The following is a 21949-nucleotide window of genomic DNA, read 5'->3' on the forward strand; positions in this document are numbered from 1 at the left end:
CCTGCCGAAAAGTGGAGGGCAGGCCGCCATGGGCGGTCCGCCCCCCGGTATATCCCGCTGCACACTGCCTTCCCGTCGTTTCCCGCCCGACTTTCGTATTTCCGCCATCGATGTCGGCGCCGTTCAAACGCATGTCGCGTTTGAGACATCGGCGCCCCTGCCTCCCGGACTACTCTCGAACAGCACGTTGCGTGCGCGCCGCATTCGCCGGCGTGCCGCCGCGCCATCCAACGAGACATGGAGACAATACGATGAGCAGCAATCGAGGTGTCGTCTATCTTGGACCGGGCCAGGTCGAAGTCCAGAAAATCGATTATCCGAAGATGGTCGATCCGAGCGGCCGCGCGATCGGCCACGGCGTGATTCTGAAGGTGGTCAGCACGAACATCTGCGGTTCCGACCAGCACATGGTGCGCGGCCGCACGACCGCGCCGGTCGGCCTCGTGCTCGGTCACGAGATCACGGGCGAAGTGGTCGAAGTGGGCCGCGACGTCGAGACGCTGAAGATCGGCGATCTCGTGTCCGTGCCGTTCAACGTCGCGTGCGGCCGATGTGCGATGTGCAAGGACACGCATACGGGCGTGTGCCTGAACGTGAACCCGTCGCGTGCCGGCGGTGCATACGGCTACGTCGACATGGGCGGCTGGATCGGCGGCCAGGCCGAATACGTGCTCGTGCCGTATGCCGATTTCAACCTGCTGAAATTCCCCGACCGCGACCAGGCGATGGCGAAGATCCGCGATCTGACCTGCCTGTCCGACATTTTGCCGACCGGCTATCACGGCGCGGTGAGCGCGGGCGTGAAGCCGGGCTCGACGGTCTATATCGCGGGCGCGGGCCCGGTCGGGATGGCGGCGGCCGCATCGGCGCGCCTGCTCGGCGCGGCCGTGACGATCGTCGGCGACATGAATGCCGAGCGCCTCGCGCACGCAAGGGCGATGGGCTTCGAGACGGTCGACCTGTCGAAGGACGCATCGCTCGGCGAACAGATCGAGCAGATTCTCGGCGTGCCCGAGATCGATTGCGCGGTCGACTGCGTCGGCTTCGAGGCGCACGGCCACGGTTCGTCGGGCCACTCGGAGGAAGCGCCCGCGACGGTGCTGAACTCGCTGATGGAAATCACGCGGCCGGCCGGCGCGATCGGCATCCCGGGCCTGTACGTGACCGACGATCCGGGCGCGAAGGACAAGGCCGCGCAGCACGGCAGCCTGAGCATCCGCTTCGGCCTCGGCTGGGCGAAGTCGCATTCGTTCTTCACGGGCCAGACGCCGGTGCTGAAGTACAACCGCAACCTGATGCAGGCGATCCTGTTCGACCGGCTGCCGATCGCGAAGATCGTCAACGTCGAAGTGATCTCGCTCGACCAGGCGCCGGAAGGCTACAAGAAGTTCGACGGCGGCGCGCCGCGCAAATTCGTCATCGACCCGCACGGGTTGCTGGCGGCCTGATGCGCTAGCGTTCGACACGCGCAACGCGCAACGCGAAACGCGAAACGCGAAACGCGAAACGCGAAACGCGAAACGCGAAAACGGGCGGCTCCGGAAACGGGCCGCCCGTTTTTTCTGTGGGCGCGAACGGCAGGACCGCACGCTCAGTGGCCGGCATAGAGCTTCGCGATGTCGGCTTTGTCGGATGCATTGCGCCGCGCGTGGCCGTGGCCGTGACCGGTGTGCAGGCTCACCCGACGGATCGCATGCGTGCGATGCGCGGAATCGCGGCTGCGTCGCCAGTCTTTCACGCGAACTACCTTGGTGTGGGTTCGGCCGGGCTCGCGAATCGACGGCGCGGCCTGCACAACCGGCATCCGGTTTACGGGTTCGCCGGCGCTCGGGCCGTCGCGTTGTGGATGGGCTGCCAGTTGCGTTCCGTCAGTCGAATGAAACGGATAGACGGGCACCGGCAATACCGGCAACACCGGATCGGGCGATGCATGGAGGCCGGACTCGGCCGCTGACGCGGCAGGCGGATCGGAGCCGCGACAAACGGGATCGGCCTTGCACGTCCGGTCGGCCGTCACGTAGCCGCCGACCAGCAGCATGAGCGTCAGGATGCTCAGGATCGGTGCGCTCGATGCGCGAGGCTGCCGGAAGGCCGCGTTGCGCAGCGTACGCGCGACGCGCGACGACCACGTGTGGAAGGACCGTGGCGCACGTGTGGTGTGAGCGTCGTCCGATGCGCGGCGAATCGGATCGAACGGCCAGTTCCATCGGCCGCAGACGGGGCAGTGCTCGAGTGCGCGAAACGCCACGAAGCCGCATGCCCTGCAGCGGCAGCAAGCGGTATGTCGTGATTCGGCACGCGTGTTCAGCACGGCGCGCCAGGCATCGCGCGCGCGGATGTTCCGGATGGGCAGGACTCGCATGGTTCGAAGCGGCAGGTGTCGTTAACGAGACGAACAGTCGCCGACGAGCGTGTTTTTTTCGAACGCGGCAATCGATCCACGCGCGCCGTCAGCCAGCGGAGCGCGCGTCGTCGACTGTCGTTCGCATGCGGTGCTCACATGATTCTCCATAACATCGGACGCGTTGAACACGTTCGTCCGCGGCTGCCTTCCGCTTCATTCTTTGTCGCTCGCGCGCGAAACGCAAGGAGCATGTCGGTCGTCGCGATCCACACGTTCCGCGCTAACCGTCGTGCCGCTGCCGGGCCGCCAGCGTTCCGATGGTTTCCATCGCGCGCTCGACGGCGGGCGTCCACGGCCGGCCGTAATTGAGCCGCAGATAACGGCGGAATCCGCCGGTCGCGGAAAAGATCGGCCCCGGCGCGATGCTGACGCCGCTTTCCATCGCATCGCCGAACAGGTGCATCGCATCCACGCGCGGCGGCAGTTCGATCCACAGGAAATACCCGCCGCGCGGCGCGAACACTTCGGTGCCGTCCGGAAAATACGCGCGAACGGCGGCGAGCATCTGCGCCTGGTGCGCGGCGAGATTGCGCCGCAGTTTCCGCAGGAAGCGGTCGTAGCCGCCGTCGCTCAGGTAGCTCGAAATCGCCATCTGCGCGGGCACGTCGGCCGCCGGCGCGCTCGCGCCTGTCGCCTGCCGGATCTGCCGCACGTAGCGTCCGGCCGCGACCCAGCCGATCCGGAACCCGGGCGCGAGACATTTCGAGAACGAACCGCAATGCAGGACGAGCCCGCTGTTGTCATACAGTTTCGCGGGGCGCGTGGGCGTCGTGCCGAAATGCAGCTCGCCGTATACGTCGTCCTCGATCAGTGGAACGCCGCGCGACGCGAGCAGGTCGATCAGCGCGTGCTTGCGCTCGTCGGTCAACGTCGCGCCGGTCGGATTGTGGAACGACGTCATGAACCAGCACGCGCGCACCGGATGCGTATCGAGCGCTTCGGCGAGCGCGTCGAGATCGAGGCCGGTGCGCGGGTCGACCGGGATCTCGACGGCTTTCAGGTGCAGGCGCTGCACGGCCTGCAGCACTGCGTAGAATGCCGGTCGCTCGATCGCGACGATGTCGCCGGGGCGCGTCAGCGCCTGCAGGCTGAGCGTCAGCGCTTCGAGCGCGCCGGTCGTGATGATGATCTCGTCCATCGGCAAGGCCGCGCCCGCGTTCAGGTAGCGCAATGCGATCTGGCGGCGCAGCGCGTCGTTGCCGGGCGGCAGGCCGGACAGCAGAGTCGTGCGGTCCATGCTGCGGGCTGCCGACGCCACGTAGCGCCACAGGCTGCTCATCGGGAACAGCGAATAGCTGGCGAACGCCGAGCCGAGCGGGACGATGTCCTCGTGCTTCAGGGAGTCGAGCAGGCGGAACAGCGGATCGTCGTCGCCGGGTTGTGCGGCGGCCGGCTTGCGCGGCGGATCGTGACCGAACCGTACGTGTTTGTCTTCGAGGTTCGCAACGAAATAACCGGATCGCGCACGCGCGACGATCAGACCCTCGCTTTCGAGCGCGTAGTACGCGCGAAACACGGTCGACGGGCTCACGCGATACGCGCGGCACGCAGCGCGCACGGTGGGGATGCGCGCACCGGCCGCCAGGTCGCCGCGCCGGATTGCGTCGGCTATCGTCTGCGCCAGCGCCGCATATCGCTTCATGCCAGCCCTCCGGCCGCTCGGGCCTTGCTGAAAAAAAGAGTAGCACGGCACCCGTCGCGCGCAATTGCGCCCCAATCGCTGATCCGCAAGTTTTTGATGGACTTTGATCCTTTTCTTTCGTCTGACAAGCGGGCATGCTCTCGCAAGTTCTGTTCCCGACGTCTGACTATGAAGGAGTCCACGCTGCCCGGCGGCTGATCCGTGACCCTTGCGCGTCCTGCGCGCGACCTTGTCTGCGGCGTCCTTACCTTACCCGGAATCATTCAGCGTGAAATCGAAGACCCTCATCGCGGGCCTGGTGGCCGGCCTCGCCCTCAACCTGTTCAACGGCGCCGCCACGGCGGCCTGCATCAGCAATCCCGCGGCCCAGCCGAACACGACGTTTCCCGCCGCGCTGACCGGCAAGCTCGTCTATCACAGCTACGTGAAGTATGGCGATGGCACGAGCCAGCTGTTCCTCTACGATTTCTCGGCCCGTACGCTGACGCAACTGAGCAAGAGCACGTGGGGCATCACCGATCCGATGAACGGCGTGTTCAGCCCCGACGGCAAGTGGCTCGCGTTCATGGGCATCAGTAACGGCGCATGGAACGTGTTCATGCTGCGGCTCGGTGCCGGCACGCCGCCCGTCAACATGACGAACAGCACGGGCGCCACGCGCAACGAGGACCCGAAATTCAGCGCGGACGGCAAGACGCTCGTGTTCAAGCAGAACGGCGACGTCAAGCAGGCCACGCTGTCGTACACGAGCGCGGGCCCGGCGTTCACGTCGGTCGTGAGCCTGACGAACGCACCGGCCGGCGCCGAATACTCGATGCCGTTTCTCGCGCCGGATGCGAGCGCCGTGTACTACGCGACCGGCACCGGCTCGAGCATGGGCCTGATGAAGCGCACGATCGCGACCGGCGCGACCGCCGTGTTCGATCGTCCGGCCGGGCTGCAGACGTACTACCCGATCGTGCGTGCGGACGGCATGGTGTTCTACGCGCGCTGGAAAGACAGCGGCGGGGCCGACCAGATCTATGCGAAGACCGCGGACCCGGCGTCGACGCCGAACGCGTTGTCGCTCAACGACTGCGTGAGCAACAACTCGGATCCGGCGCCGGTGAGCGGCACGAACTACCTGTTCTTCTCGTCGACGACGGCGGGCGGCTACCAGCTCTACGTCGGCGACGTGACGACCGGCCAGCGCTGGAGCCTGTCGCAGTTCGGCGTGAATGCCGATACGACGAAGGCCAAGCTCGGGTCGAGCTATTACGGCGGCCCGGCCGCCGCGCAGCCGACGCTGCTGTCGCAAGGGCGTCCGGCTGCCGCATCGGCGAGCTACAACGCGTCGCTCACACCCGACAAGGCGTTCGACGGCAACACCACGAGCACGCGCTGGGATTCGCCGGAAGGCACCGGTGTCGATCCGCAATGGATCTCCGTGGATCTCGGCGCGACGAAGCACATCGATCACGTCGATCTGTACTGGGATGCGGGCGCACTCGTCTACCAGATCCAGACGTCGAACGACAACGTCAACTGGACGACGATCTATTCGACGAGCAACGGCGGTTCATATAGCCACGTCACGCTGCCGAACCTCAATGGAAGCGGCCGCTACGTGCGGATGCTCGGCACGAAGCGCGCGACGCAGTGGGGCTATTCGCTCTACGAAATGCAGGTGTGGGGATCGTAAGCGCGAGCCGGAAGCGGCCTTCAATGTCTCGGTAGAGTGTCGCCCCCATTGCTGCGGCGATCGTTGAAGGCTGGAACGGCAGGAAGAAGACGGCCCGCTTTGCGCGGGCCGGTCACTGCATCGTGTAACGTCAGTGCGTCTTAGGTATCGGGTTTAGGTTCGGGCAACAGTGGTCAGGACACCCGGGGCCGAACGTGATCTCGACGCGCCGCCCGGTATCGTCAAACTCGCTGGCGGGAAACGGCAATTTGTAGATTCGCGCGATGACGGAATTTCGTTCGCCTCGAACCGAAAATTGATCCAATGCGTCCTTGACATTCGCTGCACGTCGTTGAGCAAGGACTTTCGGGTCTTTCTCCGTCGGTTCCGCCAAACCGACAACCGAGACCACATCGGCAATGGAAAAGCGATTGCGCATATCGGCTGACCACACCGACAGCTTCGCCAGTTCGGCGATAGATAGGTCACTCGAATCATTGTCGAATCGAACATCAAAATCCCAGCCGGGCAAGTTCGATGGACCATCGCACGCGAATGCCGTATGTGCGCAGCTCAACGCGAGCGCGACGGCAGTTAGCAATTTAGTCAATGTCAACGACGTACCCCGCGATGCTGTCGGCGTTGTTGATTGCCAAGTCAGGATTTGATTGCCCCCAACCGGGGAGCAACGGGGTAATCGTGTATTCGTCATCGGTTGACGACATCGTGTCGTGGAAATGGGTTGCTTCGTGAATGATAGTTGATACGTGAGAATCCGCATTCGCAGACCACGGGCGCATCGTGCAGAATCGTGCGCTGATCGCGATCGTATGTGTCGCAGTGTCCGGCGCGCACACGTGAGCGGCTTCATTGGCTGTTCCGCGGGGATGTGGCGTGCAACCCGTCGCCAGATCGCCATCACTGCCGCTGCGGACGACGTTGTTTTCGTCGAATGCTCGAACTATGCCAAGCACCTTCGTTAAGCCAGTGAGCAAGTGCATTCGCGTTCTCTCGTCGTCTCGACCGAACCACTTGAACACGCGATCCTTGTCGTTCTTTGACCACTTTTTCAAATCTGCGATGCGAATCGTCAATCGATCGACCGCACGCCCTTGTGCCACTGCAAACATCTTGCGGAATTCCGAGTTGGTCATGTTTTCGCAGATCGGCCGCAAGTCAACGTCGGCGAATTGCTGCGATCCGGCGATGGTGTTTGTCGTTGTCTCGGCAACGGTAGTTTGGTTCCCCATCTTCTCAATCCTCGATTACAAGCTTCAAAGTCTGCGCGTATTCGGTCTGCACGCGCGCGGTACAACCGTGCCGATCACTCACGCCGGACGCAAGCACGGTCCCGGATCGATCCTTGATCCAATAGCGCACGTTGCTTAACGGCTGCTTTGTCCGCACGTCGCGGATCACGAACTGATCGTCATGGATGCCCGACCCAGGCGCGTGTCTCGTGGGAGCGTATGTCGAACGGGCGGCGAACGGATTCGCCGCATTATGGCCGCCGTCGCCCCCGTAGAAGATCGTGCTGTCGCTACCCGCGATCAGTCGGTTTTGCCCGCATGGACAGAGTACGGCGTCACCCTCGAGAGCAACACGTCGCCCGTGATGAATCATGCGCTGCGCACCGCCCACTATCGGGAATGTCCCCTCGCAATTTCCGCATGTCGCCTTGTCGCCATCCTGGGCGACCTGTTTGCCGTGATTGAACATCGTTGACGTAACGGCGATGACGACGCCGCCTGTTGTCGTCGGGTCGCCGTTCCTGACTGCTCGTCGGCTCATGGTCGTTTCCTTAATCGAAGTTGGTAAAGATCCAATCGGCTGACTCGGGGTCATAGATCGCGTATTGATCGATTGCAGCGCCTTCAACAGCGATGGTCGATGGCATATGTGCCAGTGCTTCGGCCTCTGCATCGGCTATCTGATCAGCGGTCCACGTATCCATTGCGTCAAGCGTCTCGCTGAACCCGGATAGTCCGGCCCGTAGATACGCTGTTTCGATGCGTTCGACCACGCTATCGGGGAAGTGGATAGTGAAGTGGTCGCGATGTTCGACCGGTACATCGAAGGATGCAGACGTGTAGGCCATTAGCGGATGACCCGCATCGGAAACCACCAAGCGACCCTTGGTCGCTCCATAGGCATAGTTCACGGCGACCGACAGTCGGCCATGCTGTTTCATAAAGCGACGGGTATCGACTTGCCGGAAATCGATCGGCCAAAAGTGATCGTCGCCGCGCACGAGTGCCCGGGAGCCCATGACTGCGTCAAGAGGCGAAAGGTATGTGCAAATGAACGGATCGCCAGTGCAGATCATTTGCATTTTGCCGCTATGCATTGGATCGGTTGCATCGGGCGAACGGATCTGCGCGGTGTGTAGCTGCTGCACCATCGCGTAAATCGGGATCGAAGAGTGAAGAAAATACGGACAATCGGCGTGTTCTTTTCCTGTCATAGGCTCGGACATCTTATGTATGAACGAGCTATGGAAGGTCGCCGGTAACGATTGGTTTGTATATAGGACGAGTATGATTTATCGTTAGGAATGCGACTAAAGCCAAGATGAATTGACGGTCGGCAATGCCGAGGTGAGGGATGAGCGATCGATCGAGTATGGACGTCCGTGAACCGAACGGGACGGTATGCCGCAATCTCGGATCTGATCGTTTGCTGTCGGCACTGCATGTCCACAAGTGGCTGCAACTTGGTTCATGGAGCGCCGACGAAACGCATTGGGGACTTGATATTCAGCGTGTGCGGCGGAATGGATCGGCGGCGACTGCGACGACCTGGAAATGGGCACGCTGCGCCGCATCGACGAATCAATCGTAGCCAACGGCGTGCGCAACGCGGTCGTGATGGCGTTGTGACCTGTTCACTCAATCGAGGTTCGCGCTGCGCTCGATGCCAGAGAGGTTGCGACTCCAAGCGGACTGCGAACGCATGGCCGATGTGATTGCGCCTGTCGTCGCGCCGGGCGATGGTGTATGCGATCAGATGATGGACGCGGAATTTCTGCTTTCGGAAATTTCCGGGCTTGGACGGGCGACGCTGATCGGCGCCGCCCGGATCTCCGGAGAACGCCTTCTCTCAAACGAAAATGCCGTTCAGTTGATTAACTGAACGGCATCAGGATTCACGACCGCATGATCGTTTACGGCGCAGCGCGCGCTTCACGCATGCAGCACATGCGCCGGAAACGCCGGGCTCGCACTGGCCGCACCCTGCGCGAGCGGCGCGACCTGCTTGCGGCGCTCCCTTGTCGGCGCGACGCCGAACGCGTCGCGATAGCTCTTGCTGAAGTGGCACGCCGACTGGAAGCCGCACGCCATCGTGATGTGCATGATCGACATGTCGGTCTGCAGCAGCAGCTCGCGCGCGCGGCGCAGCCGCAGCGTCAGGTAGTAGTGCGTCGGCGTCATCCCGAGATGTTCGCGGAACAGCCGCTGCAATTGCCGCTGCGACATGTTCGCGAGTCGCGCGAGCTCCTCGCGAGACAGCGGCTCCTCGATGTTGTTCTCCATCAGAGAGATCACTTCGAACAGCGACTTGTTCGCCGAGCCGAGGCGCGCGACGAGCGGCATGCGCTGCTGCGCGCTGGTATCGCGCACGTGTTCGACGATGAACTGCTCGGCGATCTGCGTGACGCGCGCGGTGCCCACGCGCGCGGCGATCAGGTTCAGCATCATGTCGAGCGGCGCGACGCCGCCCGTGCACGTGATGCGGTCGCGGTCGATCACGAACAGTTCCTTCAGGAAGCGCGTATCCGGAAACTCTTCCTTCAGCGCCGACATGTTCTCCCAGTGGATTGCGCATGCGTAGCCCGCGAGCAGCCCCGACTTCGCGAGCGCATAGGTGCCCGTGCACAGGCTGCCGAGCGGTAGCCCCATGCGCGCGAAGCGGCGCAGCGACGACAGATGGGCGGGCGTGGTCGCGCGCTGCACGTCGACGCCGCCGCATACGAACACGATGTCGGGCTGCCCGACGCATTCGGCCGGGCCCGTGTCGACCGTGAGGCCGTTGCTCGCCGTGACAGGGCCGCCTTCCGGGCTGATCACCGACCAGCGGTAGAGCGGCTGGCCGCTCAGATAGTTCGCCATCCGAAGCACCTCGATCGCATTGGTGAACGCGATCATCGTGAAGTTCGGTAAAGGCATGAACGCGAAGTGAGACAGCGACGCTGTGCGGTCGGGCGACATGGGGAGCGTTCCTTGAATCTCTAATAGCTTTATGCCCGGAGAGCACGGATCGGGCTGCGATATTGTGTGAGCGAGTGCAACAAGCGTGCCATACGGCTAAACCCTAGCCGCTTTCGTTGATTTGGCTCAAAGGCATGCTGCACTGCACCGAACCCGTGACGCGTTGCACCTGCGCCGGGCGGCGGTGGCACCGCCGATGTGCCTGTTCATAGGTGAACGGGCGCCGCGAATTTCATCGGTCATTCGAAAAAGCACGACCGGTCACTTGTATAAAACGGACGCGCATGGCGGAAAAGGCAAAGAACGCGTCTAAATTCATCAATCCGCCGAAAATCCGAACGACAAGAATAGAGCCGTCGGCAGCCTTGCACTGGACAAGCAGGAAACCCAGGCAGGGCGGGCCTTGAGCTTCGGTTTCAGCCCTTTATTCTTCGTCACGGACGCACTATGTCGAACACCCAGTCTTTCTTCTCGCAGCCCCTTGCCGAGCGCGACGCGCCGGTGCGCAGCGCCATCCTGAAGGAACTCGAGCGTCAGCAGTCGCAGGTCGAGTTGATCGCGTCGGAAAACATCGTGTCGCGCGCCGTACTCGAAGCGCAGGGCTCGGTGTTGACCAACAAGTACGCGGAAGGCTATCCCGGCAAGCGCTACTACGGCGGCTGCGAATTCGCGGACGAAGTCGAGGCGCTCGCGATCGAACGCGTGAAGCAGATCTTCAATGCCGGTTATGCGAACGTGCAGCCGCACTCGGGCGCGCAGGCGAACGGCTCGGTGATGCTCGCGCTGGCCAAGCCGGGCGACACGGTGCTCGGCATGTCGCTCGATGCGGGCGGCCACCTGACGCACGGCGCGAAGCCGGCGCTGTCGGGCAAGTGGTTCAACGCCGTTCAGTACGGCGTGAACCGCGACACGATGCTGATCGATTACGACCAGGTCGAGGCGCTCGCTCACGAGCACAAGCCGAACCTGATCATCGCCGGCTTCTCGGCGTATCCGCGTGCGCTCGACTTCGCGCGCTTCCGCGCGATCGCCGACAGCGTCGGCGCGAAGCTGATGGTCGACATGGCGCACATCGCGGGCGTGATCGCCGCGGGCCGACACGCGAACCCGGTCGAGCATGCGCACGTCGTCACGTCGACCACGCACAAGACGCTGCGCGGCCCGCGCGGCGGCTTCGTGCTGACCAACGACGAGGACATCGCGAAGAAGATCAACTCGGCCGTGTTCCCCGGCCTGCAGGGCGGCCCGCTGATGCACGTGATCGCCGGCAAGGCCGTCGCGTTCGGCGAAGTGCTGCACGCAGACTTCAAGACCTACATCGACAACGTGCTCGCGAACGCGCAGGCGCTCGGCGAAGTGCTGAAGGCCGGCGGCGTCGATCTCGTCACGGGCGGCACCGACAACCACCTGCTGCTGGTCGACCTGCGCCCGAAGGGCCTGAAGGGTGCGCCGGTCGAACAGGCGCTGGAGCGCGCGGGCATCACCTGCAACAAGAACGGCATCCCGTTCGACACCGAGAAGCCGACCGTCACGTCGGGCATCCGCCTCGGCACGCCGGCCGGCACGACGCGCGGCTTCGGCGTCGCGGAGTTCCGCGAAGTGGGCCGCCTGATCCTCGAAGTGTTCGACGCGCTGCGCGCGAACCCGGAAGGCGATCACGCGACCGAACAGCGCGTGCGCCGCGAGATCTTCGCGCTCTGCGAGCGCTTCCCGATTTACTGATCGACACCGACAAGACTCAAGCGAGAGGCAGATATGAGCACGCTGCATCAGGACAGCATCATCATCGACGGACTGAACATCTCGAAGTTCGAGAAGCCGGTGTTCGAAGACATGCGCAAGGGTGGCATCACGGCCGCGAACTGCACGGTGTCGGTGTGGGAGAACTTCACCAAGACCGTCGACAACATCGGCGTGATGAAGAAGAAGATCCGCGACAACGGCGAACTGCTGACGCTGGTGCGCACGACGGACGACATCTTCCGCGCGAAGCAGGAAGGCAAGACCGGGATCATCCTGGGCTTCCAGAACGCGCATGCGTTCGAGGACAACCTCGGCTACATCGAGGCGTTCCACGACATGGGCGTGCGCGTCGTGCAGCTTTGCTACAACACGCAGAACCTGGTCGGCACGGGCTGCTACGAGCGCGACGGCGGGCTGTCGGACTTCGGCCGCGAAGTGATCACCGAGATGAACCGCGTCGGCATCATGGTCGACCTGTCGCATGTGGGCGGCAACACGTCGTCGGAAGCGATCGCGTTCTCGAAGAAGCCGGTGTGCTATTCGCACTGCCTGCCGTCGGGCCTGAAGGAGCATCCGCGCAACAAGAGCGACGAGCAGCTGAAGGAGATCGCCGATGCGGGCGGCTTCGTCGGCGTGACGATGTTCGCGCCGTTCCTGAAGCGCGGGATCGAGGCGACGATCGACGACTACATCGAGGCGATCGACTACGTCGTGAACCTGATCGGCGAAGACGCGGTCGGCATCGGCACGGACTTCACGCAGGATTTCGCGAAGGAATTCTTCGACATGCTGACGCATGACAAGGGTCGTTATCGCCAGCTGACGAACTTCGGCAAGGTGATCAACCCGGACGGCATCCGCACGATCGGCGAATTCCCGAACCTGACCGCGGCGATGGAACGCGCGGGCTGGAAGGAGTCGCGCATCCGCAAGATCATGGGCGAGAACTGGGTGCGCGTGTTCAAGGACGTGTGGGGCGCGTAAGCGCCACGCCGGGCGGACCAGCTCCAGAGCTTCAACACTAAAAAGAATCGGGACGTGCCCGCGCAAGCCGCGCGGGCACGCGGACGATGTCATGCCTGCGCGCCGAGACGCGCGGCCATTTTCCTCACGGAGTCACCACGATGCAACCGCAACTGCCGATCAACGTCGATCCCGATACCGGCGTCTGGACCACCGACGCGCTGCCGATGCTGTACGTGCCGCGCCACTTCTTCACGAACAACCACGTCGCGGTCGAGGAAGCGCTCGGCGTCGAAGCGTATGCCGAGATCCTCTACAAGGCCGGCTACAAATCCGCATACCACTGGTGCGACAAGGAAGCGAAGCTGCACGGCCTGACCGGCATGGCCGTGTTCGAGCACTACCTGAAGCGCCTGTCGCAGCGCGGCTGGGGCCTGTTCTCGATCATCGAGGCCGATCCGGCCAGCGCGCGCGCGAAGATCGAGCTGCGCCACTCGTCGTTCGTGCTCCAGCAGCCGGGCAAGGAAGGCAAGCTCTGCTACATGTTCGCCGGCTGGTTCGCCGGTGCGATGGACTGGGTCAACGACACGACGCCGGAAGGCAAGGGCGCGCCGCGCGCGCAATCGAAGGAAGTGCAGTGCGCGGCCGAGCATCACGACCACTGCATCTTCGAAGTGTCGCCGATCGCGCATTGATGCACTGATTCACCGACACCGAACAACACCTGCAACACGAGACATTCGAACGCCAGAGGTCGCCAGCGATGCGTTATCCCCACCTGTTCAAACCCATGCAGCTGAACCAGCTGACGCTGCGCAACCGGATCGTCAGCACCGCGCACGCGGAGGTGTATGCCGAGCCGGGCGGCCTGCCGGGCGACCGCTATATCCGGTACTACGAAGAAAAGGCGAAGGGTGGCGTCGGCCTCGCGATCTGCGGCGGGTCGAGCCCGGTGTCGATCGACAGCCCACAGGGCTGGTGGAAATCGGTGAACCTGTCGAACGACAAGATCATCGATCCGCTCACGCGTCTCGCCGACACGATGCACAAGCACGGCGCGAAGATCATGATCCAGGCGACGCACATGGGCCGCCGCTCGTCGTTCCACGGCGAGCACTGGCCGCACCTGATGTCGCCGTCGGGCGTGCGCGAGCCGGTGCACCGCGGCAACGCGAAGATCATCGAGATCGAGGAAATCCGCCGCATCATCGGCGATTTCGCTGCAGCCGCGAAGCGCGTGAAGGCCGCGGGCATGGACGGCATCGAAATCTCGGCCGCTCACCAGCACCTGATCGACCAGTTCTGGAGCAAGCGCTCGAACCACCGCACCGACGAATGGGGCGGTAGCCTGGAGAACCGCCTGCGCTTCGGCATCGAGGTGCTGACGGCGGTGCGCGAGGCGGTCGGCAAGGATTTCTGCGTCGGCCTGCGCATGTGCGGCGACGAATTCCACGAGGACGGCCTCGATCACGAAGCGCTGAAGGAAATCGCGCAGGCGATGTCGGAGACGGGCCTGATCGACTACCTGAGCGTGGTCGGCTCGGGCGGCGACACGCACAACACGATCGCCAACTGCATGCCGCCGATGGCATTGCCGCCGGAGCCGTTCGTGCACCTCGCGGCCGGCATCAAGTCGGTCGTGAAGATTCCGGTGATGCACGCGCAGAGCATCCGCGATGCGGGCCAGGCCGAGCGCCTGCTCGCGAACGGCATGATCGACCTGGTCGGCATGACGCGCGCGCAGATCGCCGATCCGCACATGGTGATCAAGATCCGCGACGGCCGCGAGGACGAAATCAAGCAGTGTGTCGGCGCGAACTACTGCATCGACCGCCAGTACAACGGCCTCGACGTGCTGTGCATTCAAAACGCCGCGACGTCGCGCGAAGCGACGATGCCGCACATCATCGAGAAGTCGCGCGGCCCGAAGCGCAAGGTGGTGGTGGTGGGCGCCGGCCCGGCGGGCCTGGAGGCGGCGCGCGTCGCGAAGCTGCGCGGCCACGACGTCGTGCTGTTCGAGAAGAACGCGGAAGTGGGCGGTCAGGTGATGATCGCCGCGAAGGCGCCGCAGCGCGAACAGATGTCGGGGATCATCCGCTGGTTCGACATGGAAACCAAGCGCCTGGGTGTCGACCGCCGCTTGGGCGTCGCCGCCGACGAGAAGATGATCATGGCCGAGAAGCCGGACATCGTCGTGCTCGCGACGGGCGGTTCGAGCTTCACGTGGCAGGTGCCCGGTTGGGGCGTGGCCGAAGGCCTGGCCGTCAGCTCGTGGGACATCCTGACCGGCAAGGTCGAGCCGAAGCAGAACGTGCTGCTGTTCGATGGCGTGAGCACTCATGCGGGCGCGGGCGTGGCCGACTTCATGGCGAGCCGCGGCTCGAAGGTCGAGGTCGTCACGCCGGACGTGAAGGTGGCCGACGATTGCGGCGGCACGACGTTCCCGATCTTCTATCGCCGCCTGTACGCGCTCGGCGTGATCCCGACGCCGAACACGATGCTCGACCGCGTCTATGAAGAAGACGGCAAGAAGATCGCCGTGCTGCGCAACGAGTACACGGAAGAACTGGAAGAGCGTGCGGTCGACCAGGTGGTGATCGAGAACGGTTCGTCGCCGAACGACGAGCTGTACTGGAAGCTCAAGCCGGAATCGCTGAACCGCGGCCAGATCGATCCGCACACGCTGTTCGCGGCCGAGCCGCAGCCGTGCCTGTCGGAAGAACTCGGCAACGGCCGTTTCCTGCTGTTCCGTGTCGGCGACTGCATCTCGATGCACAACGTCCACGGCGCGATCTACGACTCGCTGCGTCTCGTGAAGGATTTCTGAAGATGAATCCGTCCCTCCTCATTACCGCACTGTTGTGGCTGTCGGTGGCGGGGCTCGCGTTCGCGGTCGCGAAGCGTTCGTCCTACTGGCGTCTCGGCCGGGCCACGGCGCCCGGCTCGTTCGGCGTCGCGAACCTGTTTGCGATTCCGAAGCGTTATTTCGTCGACCTGCACCATGTGGTCGCCCGCGATCCGTACATCGCGAAGACCCACGTCGCGACCGCCGGCGGCGCGATCGGCGCGCTTGCGCTGGTGTTCGTCAACTACGGCCTCGCGATCTACTCGCCGTGGCTCGACAAGCTGATCTTCCTCGCGGCGCTCGCGATGCTGGTCGGCGCGGTGTTCGTGTGGCGCCGGCGCGCGGCCAAGGACGTGCCCGCCCGCCTGTCGCGCGGCCCGTGGAATACGCTGCCCTGGCTGCTCGGTTCGTTCGCGCTCGGCCTCGTGCTGTTCATGCTGGTGCCGACCGGCGCGATGTCGGGCGCGTTCGCGGTGCTCTGCGCGCTGCTGATCGGCATCGGCGCATTCACGATGACGGTCGGCGCCGCGAAGGGCGGCCCGATGAAGCACGCGATCGCCGGCCTGCTGCACCTCGCCTTCCACCCGCGCCAGGAGCGCTTCGCGGCAACGCGCGAGTCGTTCACGGGTAACGGCACGGCCACGCCGCCGACCGCACTGAAGCTGCCGGACATCGAGCATCAGGAGTACGGCGTCGCGAAGCCGGTCGAATTCCGCTGGAACCAGCTGCTGAGCTTCGACGCCTGCGTGCAGTGCGGCAAGTGCGAAGCCGCGTGCCCCGCGTTCGCGTCGGGCCAGCCGCTGAACCCGAAGAAGCTGATCCAGGATCTGGTGGTCGGCATGGCCGGCGGCACCGATGCGGCGTACGCGGGCAGCCCGACTCCGGGCCTCGCGGTCGGCCAGCATCGCGGCGAGCCGAACGGCCCGATCGTGTCGGGCCTGATCGAGGAACAGACGCTGTGGTCGTGCACGACCTGCCGTGCGTGCGTGCAGGAATGCCCGATGCTGATCGAACACGTCGACGCGATCGTCGACATGCGCCGCAACCGCACGCTCGTGCACGGCTCGGTGCCGGGCAAGGGCCAGGAAGTGCTTGCGAACCTGCGCGAGACCGGCACGATGGGTGGCTACGACACGGCCGCGCGCTACGACTGGTCGGTCGACCTGAGCGCACCCGTCGCGCAGCCGGGCAAGCCGGTCGACGTGCTGTTCGTCGCGGGCGAAGGCGCGTTCGACATGCGCTACCAGCGCACGCTGCGCGCGTTCGTCAAGGTGCTGAACAAGGCCGGTGTCGACTACGCGGTGCTCGGCTCGACCGAGACCGACACGGGCGACGTCGCGCGCCGGCTCGGCGACGAGGCGACGTTCCAGCAGATGGCGAAGCGCCTGATCGGCACGCTCGGCACACTGTCGTACAAGCAGATCGTGACGGCCGACCCGCACGTGATGCACAGCCTGCGCAACGAATACCGTGCGCTCGGGCTGCGCGTGACGGTCAAGCATCACACGACCTATCTCGCCGAACTGGCCGACAGCGGCAAGATCGCGCCGAAGGCCGTCGAGGCGCTGCAGGACAAGCGCACGACCTATCACGACCCGTGTTACCTCGGCCGCTACAACGGCGAGACGGAAGCGCCGCGCAAGCTGCTGAAGACGATCGGCATCCAGGTCGTCGAGATGGAGCGCAACGGCATGCGCGGCCGCTGCTGCGGCGGTGGCGGCGGTGCGCCGCTGACCGACATCCCCGGCAAGCAGCGCATTCCGGACATCCGCATCGCCGATGCACGCACGATCGGCGCGGACGTGGTCGCGGTTGCGTGCCCGAACTGCACGGCGATGCTCGAAGGCGTCGTGGGCCCGCGCCCCGACGTGCTCGACGTGGCCGAACTCGTTGCCGCCTCGCTGGAGTGAATCGATGAATACGATCAAACGAATCGATCCGCGCCGGCCGTTCATCATCACGGCCGCGGGCCTGAAGCGCATCACGCTCGGCGAGGAAGGCAGCGCCGACGCGAGCGCCGCACACTGGTCCGCGCACGGCCACGCGGCTGCCGCGAAGCCGCGCCGCGCGGTGCAGGAACCGAAGCACACGATGCTGGTGGTCGCGCACGGCGAACGCGGCGCGCTCGACGATCACGCACGACAGGCGATCGCCGCCGCCGCGGTGCTCGCCGATGCCCAGACCGAAGTCGCGCTGCTCGCATTCGGCGAACTGAAGGACGACGTGGCCGAACTCGGCGTCGACAAGCTGGTTGAACTTGCGGGCTTCGATCGCCGCGCATTCGATCCTGAAAGCGAATTGCAAGCGTTGCAGGCGTGCGTGGCAGCGCTCTCGCCGAAACACGTGTTCGTGCCCGACAACGCGACGGGCGACGGCGATCTCGGCCGGCGTTACGCGGCCGCCGCCGGCGCGAGCGTCGCGACCCACGTGGTCGAGATCGACGCGAGGCATGTCGGCGCGTATGCGCAGGCCGGCCGCGCATTCGCGACGCGCGGGCTGCCCGACGTGATCCTGCTCGCGCAGAACGCGGTCGACGCGAAGCTGCCGTTCGTCGGCGCGGGCGAACGCCTGGCCGCCGATTTCATCCGCCCGGCCCATGATGCGGCGCAGCCGTATCGCGATCTCGGCCTCGAGGAAATCGATGCGGCGCGGGTCGCGCTCGAGGAAGCCGATTTCATCGTGTCGGCCGGCAACGGCGTGTCCGACATCGGCGCGTTCGAGCAGCTGGCCGGTGCGTTCGGCGCGGCGATCGGCGCGAGCCGCGTCGCGGTCGACAACGGTCACTTCACGCGCGACAAGCAGGTCGGCGCGACCGGCAAGACGGTCGAGGCGAGCGTGTATATCGCGTTCGGCATCTCGGGTGCGGTGCAGCATCTGCAGGGGATCAAGGACTGCCGCCACGTGATCGCGGTGAACCTCGACGGCAGCGCGCCGATCGCGAAGCGTGCGAACCTGACGGTGGTCGGCGATGCGCAGGCGACGATCGCCGCGCTGATCGAACAGGTGCAGGCCGCGCGGGTCGCGCGCGGACAATCGCCGGCCGCGGTCGGCAACCGTGAACCGGAAGGAGTCGCAGCATGAACGCCCCTCGCCAGTTGCAACGCATCGCGGTGCTCGTGTCCGTCGGCCGGCACCCGGTCAGCGGCGTCGCGCGCTACAGCCGCAACGACGCGGCCGCGCTCGAAACCGGCCGCCAGCTCGCGGAACGGCATCGCGCACAGCTCGACGTGATCCATGCAGGCGACCCCGCGAACGCGGCGCTTGCCGAATATCTCGCGCTCGGCGCGCGCGAGGTCGAAGTGCTGGCCTGCCGCGACGGCGACGATGCCGTGCATGCACTCGCCGCGCGCGTCGAAGGCTACGACCTCGTGCTGACCGGCACGCGCGCCGAAGGCGCGTACGACACCGGGATGCTGCCGTATCGCGTCGCCGCCGCGCTCGGTTATCCGCTGGTCGGCTCGGCCGTCGACGTGACGGTCGAAGGCGGTCGTGCAGCCGTGCGGCAATTTTTGCCGAAGGGGCTGCGGCGCCGCGTCGACGCCGCGCTGCCGGCCGTCGTCGCCGTCCATCCGCTCGCCAATGCCGAGCCGCGCTACGCGTATGCGCGGCTGCGTGCCGGCGCGATCCGGCCGGCGCTCGCGGCGCCCGGCGCGGACGCAGACGCGGCCGCGTGGACGGTCGGTCCGGTCGAGCGTAAACCCGTAAAACTGGTCGCCGCCGAGAAGCGCTCCGGGCATGCCCGGATGCTGTCCGCGACGACGACCGAAAGCCGTGGCGGCAACGTCGTAAATGAAGGGAGTTCGGTCGAAAAAGCACAAGTGATCCTCGCGTATTTGCGCGAGCATCAACTCATCGACTATTGATTTTGATGCCTGTCGGCAAGAACCCAGGGATGCAAGGAATCCGGAGCAAACGATGAAAGTATCGGCAGACATTCGTGCACTGATCGAGCGGCGCAAGGTAGGGCACAGCCTCGACGCACCGTTCTACACGAGCGAGGAAATCTTCGCGCTCGACATGGAGGCGATTTTCCGCCAGCACTGGATCCAGGTGGCGGTCGAGCCGGACATTCCGGAGCCGGGCGACTACCTTACCGTGGAGCTGGGGAGCGATTCGATCCTGATCGTGCGCGACGACGACATGGCGATCCGCGCGTTCCACAACGTATGCCGTCACCGCGGCGCGCGCCTGTGCAACGAGGACAAGGGCTCGGTCGGCAACATCGTGTGTCCGTACCACAGCTGGACCTACAACCTGACGGGCCAGCTGATGTTCGCCGAGCACATGGGCGAGCAGTTCGACCGCTGCAAGCACAGCCTGAAGTCGGTGCACGTCGAGAACCTCGCGGGCCTGATCTTCATCTGCCTCGCCGAAGAGCCGCCGGTCGACTTCGCGAAGATGCGCGCCGAGATGGAGCCGTACCTGCTGCCGCACGACCTGCCGAGCACGAAGATCGCCGCGCAGATCGACATCATCGAGGAAGGCAACTGGAAGCTCACGATGGAGAACAACCGCGAGTGCTATCACTGCGTCGCGAACCATCCGGAGCTGACGATTTCGTTGTACGAATACGGCTTCGGCTACCAGCGTTCCGACGCCAACGCCGAGGGCATGGACGCGTTCGCGGAGACGTGCGTCCGGCGCGGGAAGGAGTGGGCCGAGATGGGCCTGCCGTCCGCCGAGATCGAGAAGCTGCTCGACGTGACGGGCTTCCGCACGCAGCGCCTGCCGCTCGACCGCAGCGGCGAATCGCAGACGCTCGATGCGAAGGTCGCGTCGAAGAAGCTGCTCGGCGGTTTCGAAAAGGCCGATCTCGGCGGGCTGTCGTTCTGGACGCAGCCGAACTCGTGGCACCACTTCATGAGCGATCACATCGTGACGTTCTCGGTGATCCCGCTGTCGGCCGGCAAGACGCTCGTGCGCACGAAGTGGCTCGTGCACAAGGACGCGAAGGAAGGCATCGATTACGACGTGAAGAACCTCACGGCCGTGTGGAACGCGACCAACGACCAGGATCGCGCGCTCGTCGAATTCTCGCAGCGCGGCGCGAACAGCAGCGCATACGAGCCGGGCCCGTATTCGCCGTACACCGAAGGTCTCGTCGAAAAATTCTCGGCCTGGTACATCGGGCGGCTCGCCGAAAAAACCGGCGAATAGTATCCAGCAGCGAACAAGCGGAGCAACTGATGAAACGACCCCCACGCTCACTGCGTTCCCTGCCCCCCAAGGGGGCGGTCAGCCTCCTTGGGGCGGCCCGGCGGAGGCTGACATGATGCGAGATGCGGCCAATTTCGAGCCGACGGACAGCCGGGTAACGCGCCCGGCGTTCTGGAACGCTCTTCCCGAGCGCTGGACGAGCGACGTCGAGGAAACGCTGGTGTGCTGCCAGGTGCGGCAGGAAACGCACGACGTGAAGAGTTTCTTCTTCCGTTCGCCGCAGGGCCGCGCGTTCTCGTTCGAGCCCGGGCAATTCCTCACGCTCGAGCTCGACATCGACGGCGAAACGATCAACCGCTGCTACACGATCTCGTCGTCGCCCGCGCGGCCGCACACGGTGTCGATCACGGTCAAGCGCGTGCCGGGCGGCAAGGTGTCGAACTGGCTGCACGACAACCTGCAGCCGGGCGCATCGGTGCGCGTGCTCGGCCCGGCCGGCGAATTCACGTGCGCGCGGCATCCGGCGCGCAAGTACCTGTTCCTGTCGGCCGGCTCGGGCGTCACGCCGCTGATGTCGATGAGCCGCGCGCACCATGATCTCGCCGAGGATCGCGACATTCTGTTCGTGCACAGCGCGCGTACGCCGGACGACATCATCTTCGCGCGCGAGCTCGACCTGATCGCGTCGAATCATACGAATTTCCGCACGTCGTTCGTCGTCGAGCGCGTGGGTGCGCGCACCAACTGGCCGGGAGTCACGGGTTTCCTGACGCTGCCGCTGCTGAAGCTGATCGCGCCGGATTTCATGGAACGCGAAATCTTCACGTGCGGCCCCGCGCCGTACATGAAGGCCGTGCGCGACCTGCTCGACGAAGCCGGTTTCGATCGCAAGCAGTATCACGAGGAGAGCTTCTCGTTCGAAACGCTCGCGCAGACCGCGAGCGACGAGCTGCTCGCCGATCTCGCGCCGCCGGCCGACGGCGGCGACGCCGGGACGAAGCAGTACACGGTCAGCTTCGCGAAGAGCAACCGCGAGATCGCGTGCGGCTCGGAGCAGCACGTGCTCGATGCGGCGCGCCAGTCGGGCGTGCGGCTGCCGGCCTCGTGCACGCAGGGCATGTGCGGCACCTGCAAGGTGAAGCTCGTGTCGGGGCAGGTCGAGATGAAACACAACGGCGGCATCCGCCAGCGCGAGATCGACCAGGGGATGGTGCTGCTGTGCTGCAGCAAGCCGCTGACCGATCTCGTGATCGACAAGTAGTCAAAACGGTAGTCAAAGCGCGCCATCGGCTGTCCGGGCGCGTCGCGTCCGGACAAGCATCCGTCG

At 64.9% G+C, this 21949-nt stretch carries 19 protein-coding genes; 12 read left to right on the forward strand and 7 right to left on the reverse strand.

What is annotated here, in order from left to right; translation table 11 throughout:
- Nucleotides 1-251: 251 nt before the first annotated feature.
- Nucleotides 252-1448 (forward strand): formaldehyde dehydrogenase, glutathione-independent, encoded by a 1197-nt coding sequence (gene fdhA / locus KVT39_RS22740; RefSeq protein ID WP_027781331.1) that lies wholly within the window; start codon nucleotides 252-254, stop codon nucleotides 1446-1448.
- Nucleotides 1449-1591: 143 nt separating this feature from the next.
- Here the strand turns inward: fdhA and KVT39_RS22745 are convergent, their stop codons facing one another.
- Together KVT39_RS22745 and KVT39_RS22750 are read right to left on the reverse strand one after the other, a co-directional pair.
- Nucleotides 1592-2362: a hypothetical protein gene (locus KVT39_RS22745; RefSeq protein WP_217590251.1), complete on the reverse strand. Its 771-nt coding sequence runs from the start codon at nucleotides 2360-2362 to the stop codon at nucleotides 1592-1594.
- Nucleotides 2363-2624: 262 nt separating this feature from the next.
- Entirely contained in the window at nucleotides 2625-4046 is a 1422-nt protein-coding gene (locus KVT39_RS22750) for a PLP-dependent aminotransferase family protein (RefSeq protein WP_105391709.1), read from the reverse strand.
- A 268-nt stretch (nucleotides 4047-4314) separates the two neighbouring features.
- Here KVT39_RS22750 and KVT39_RS22755 point away from each other — a divergent pair, with 268 nt between their 5' ends.
- Nucleotides 4315-5727, forward strand: a complete 1413-nt coding sequence (locus KVT39_RS22755) for a discoidin domain-containing protein (RefSeq protein WP_217590252.1) — start codon at nucleotides 4315-4317, stop codon at nucleotides 5725-5727.
- Between the two features lie 130 nt (nucleotides 5728-5857).
- Here the strand turns inward: KVT39_RS22755 and KVT39_RS22760 are convergent, their stop codons facing one another.
- Genes KVT39_RS22760 through KVT39_RS22775 form a run of 4 tightly spaced genes read right to left on the reverse strand, consistent with a single transcriptional unit; the run spans nucleotide 5858 to nucleotide 8170 of the window.
- On the reverse strand, nucleotides 5858-6322 hold the full coding sequence (locus KVT39_RS22760) for a hypothetical protein (protein WP_244099518.1): 465 nt from the start codon (nucleotides 6320-6322) through the stop codon (nucleotides 5858-5860).
- A complete protein-coding gene (locus KVT39_RS22765) occupies nucleotides 6309-6956 on the reverse strand; it encodes a M35 family metallo-endopeptidase (protein WP_217590253.1) in 648 nt (215 codons plus the stop codon). The genes KVT39_RS22760 and KVT39_RS22765 overlap by 14 nt, the downstream gene beginning before the upstream one ends.
- 4 nt (nucleotides 6957-6960) lie before the next feature.
- On the reverse strand, nucleotides 6961-7497 hold the full coding sequence (locus tag KVT39_RS22770; RefSeq protein ID WP_175747110.1) for a PAAR domain-containing protein: 537 nt from the start codon (nucleotides 7495-7497) through the stop codon (nucleotides 6961-6963).
- 10 nt (nucleotides 7498-7507) lie between these two features.
- Entirely contained in the window at nucleotides 7508-8170 is a 663-nt protein-coding gene (locus KVT39_RS22775; RefSeq protein ID WP_254640607.1) for a hypothetical protein, read from the reverse strand.
- A 488-nt stretch (nucleotides 8171-8658) separates the two neighbouring features.
- Between KVT39_RS22775 and KVT39_RS22780 the strand changes: the two genes are divergently transcribed.
- Nucleotides 8659-8838, forward strand: coding sequence for a hypothetical protein (locus KVT39_RS22780; RefSeq protein ID WP_152603914.1), 180 nt, complete (start codon nucleotides 8659-8661; stop codon nucleotides 8836-8838).
- Between the two features lie 50 nt (nucleotides 8839-8888).
- Here the strand turns inward: KVT39_RS22780 and KVT39_RS22785 are convergent, their stop codons facing one another.
- A complete protein-coding gene (locus KVT39_RS22785; RefSeq protein ID WP_217590254.1) occupies nucleotides 8889-9914 on the reverse strand; it encodes a GlxA family transcriptional regulator in 1026 nt (341 codons plus the stop codon).
- Between the two features lie 447 nt (nucleotides 9915-10361).
- On the opposite strand from KVT39_RS22785, the gene KVT39_RS22790 reads away from it, so the two are divergent.
- From KVT39_RS22790 to KVT39_RS22830, 9 genes are all read left to right on the forward strand, one after another.
- Nucleotides 10362-11636, forward strand: a complete 1275-nt coding sequence (locus KVT39_RS22790) for a serine hydroxymethyltransferase (RefSeq protein WP_072441970.1) — start codon at nucleotides 10362-10364, stop codon at nucleotides 11634-11636.
- A 33-nt stretch (nucleotides 11637-11669) separates the two neighbouring features.
- Nucleotides 11670-12641 (forward strand): dipeptidase, encoded by a 972-nt coding sequence (locus tag KVT39_RS22795; protein ID WP_034180748.1) that lies wholly within the window; start codon nucleotides 11670-11672, stop codon nucleotides 12639-12641.
- Nucleotides 12642-12781: 140 nt separating this feature from the next.
- Nucleotides 12782-13315 carry a DUF5943 domain-containing protein gene (locus KVT39_RS22800; RefSeq protein WP_105391701.1) on the forward strand — a complete coding sequence of 178 codons (534 nt, stop codon included), beginning with the start codon at nucleotides 12782-12784 and terminating at the stop codon, nucleotides 13313-13315.
- A 68-nt stretch (nucleotides 13316-13383) separates the two neighbouring features.
- On the forward strand, nucleotides 13384-15447 hold the full coding sequence (locus KVT39_RS22805; RefSeq protein ID WP_034180747.1) for an NADH:flavin oxidoreductase: 2064 nt from the start codon (nucleotides 13384-13386) through the stop codon (nucleotides 15445-15447).
- A gap of 2 nt (nucleotides 15448-15449) precedes the next feature.
- Complete coding sequence (locus tag KVT39_RS22810) at nucleotides 15450-17375, forward strand: (Fe-S)-binding protein (RefSeq protein ID WP_034180746.1); 1926 nt, start codon at nucleotides 15450-15452, stop codon at nucleotides 17373-17375.
- Nucleotides 17376-17379: 4 nt separating this feature from the next.
- Complete coding sequence (locus KVT39_RS22815) at nucleotides 17380-18546, forward strand: electron transfer flavoprotein subunit alpha/FixB family protein (RefSeq protein ID WP_217590255.1); 1167 nt, start codon at nucleotides 17380-17382, stop codon at nucleotides 18544-18546.
- Nucleotides 18543-19328, forward strand: a complete 786-nt coding sequence (locus KVT39_RS22820) for an electron transfer flavoprotein subunit beta/FixA family protein (RefSeq protein ID WP_217590256.1) — start codon at nucleotides 18543-18545, stop codon at nucleotides 19326-19328. Before KVT39_RS22815 ends, KVT39_RS22820 begins: the two co-directional genes overlap by 4 nt.
- Before the next feature lie 52 nt (nucleotides 19329-19380).
- Complete coding sequence (locus KVT39_RS22825) at nucleotides 19381-20622, forward strand: SRPBCC family protein (RefSeq protein WP_034180743.1); 1242 nt, start codon at nucleotides 19381-19383, stop codon at nucleotides 20620-20622.
- A 112-nt stretch (nucleotides 20623-20734) separates the two neighbouring features.
- A complete protein-coding gene (locus KVT39_RS22830) occupies nucleotides 20735-21883 on the forward strand; it encodes a hybrid-cluster NAD(P)-dependent oxidoreductase (RefSeq protein WP_034180742.1) in 1149 nt (382 codons plus the stop codon).
- The last annotated feature ends 66 nt before the right edge of the window (nucleotides 21884-21949 follow it).

Origin of the sequence: Burkholderia sp. GbtcB21, assembly GCF_019091065.1 — a bacterium.
GTDB lineage: Bacteria > Pseudomonadota > Gammaproteobacteria > Burkholderiales > Burkholderiaceae > Burkholderia > Burkholderia pyrrocinia_C.

Coding starts and splice junctions, on each gene's coding strand:
- fdhA (WP_027781331.1), top strand. CDS start 252: ATGAGCAGCAATCGAGGTGTCGTCTATCTTGGACCGGGCCAGGTCGAA.
- KVT39_RS22745 (WP_217590251.1), bottom strand. CDS start 2,362: ATGCGAGTCCTGCCCATCCGGAACATCCGCGCGCGCGATGCCTGGCGC.
- KVT39_RS22750 (WP_105391709.1), bottom strand. CDS start 4,046: ATGAAGCGATATGCGGCGCTGGCGCAGACGATAGCCGACGCAATCCGG.
- KVT39_RS22765 (WP_217590253.1), bottom strand. CDS start 6,956: ATGGGGAACCAAACTACCGTTGCCGAGACAACGACAAACACCATCGCC.
- KVT39_RS22770 (WP_175747110.1), bottom strand. CDS start 7,497: ATGAGCCGACGAGCAGTCAGGAACGGCGACCCGACGACAACAGGCGGC.
- KVT39_RS22775 (WP_254640607.1), bottom strand. CDS start 8,170: ATGACAGGAAAAGAACACGCCGATTGTCCGTATTTTCTTCACTCTTCG.
- KVT39_RS22780 (WP_152603914.1), top strand. CDS start 8,659: ATGGCCGATGTGATTGCGCCTGTCGTCGCGCCGGGCGATGGTGTATGC.
- KVT39_RS22785 (WP_217590254.1), bottom strand. CDS start 9,914: ATGTCGCCCGACCGCACAGCGTCGCTGTCTCACTTCGCGTTCATGCCT.
- KVT39_RS22790 (WP_072441970.1), top strand. CDS start 10,362: ATGTCGAACACCCAGTCTTTCTTCTCGCAGCCCCTTGCCGAGCGCGAC.
- KVT39_RS22795 (WP_034180748.1), top strand. CDS start 11,670: ATGAGCACGCTGCATCAGGACAGCATCATCATCGACGGACTGAACATC.
- KVT39_RS22800 (WP_105391701.1), top strand. CDS start 12,782: ATGCAACCGCAACTGCCGATCAACGTCGATCCCGATACCGGCGTCTGG.
- KVT39_RS22805 (WP_034180747.1), top strand. CDS start 13,384: ATGCGTTATCCCCACCTGTTCAAACCCATGCAGCTGAACCAGCTGACG.
- KVT39_RS22810 (WP_034180746.1), top strand. CDS start 15,450: ATGAATCCGTCCCTCCTCATTACCGCACTGTTGTGGCTGTCGGTGGCG.
- KVT39_RS22815 (WP_217590255.1), top strand. CDS start 17,380: ATGAATACGATCAAACGAATCGATCCGCGCCGGCCGTTCATCATCACG.
- KVT39_RS22820 (WP_217590256.1), top strand. CDS start 18,543: ATGAACGCCCCTCGCCAGTTGCAACGCATCGCGGTGCTCGTGTCCGTC.
- KVT39_RS22825 (WP_034180743.1), top strand. CDS start 19,381: ATGAAAGTATCGGCAGACATTCGTGCACTGATCGAGCGGCGCAAGGTA.
- KVT39_RS22830 (WP_034180742.1), top strand. CDS start 20,735: ATGATGCGAGATGCGGCCAATTTCGAGCCGACGGACAGCCGGGTAACG.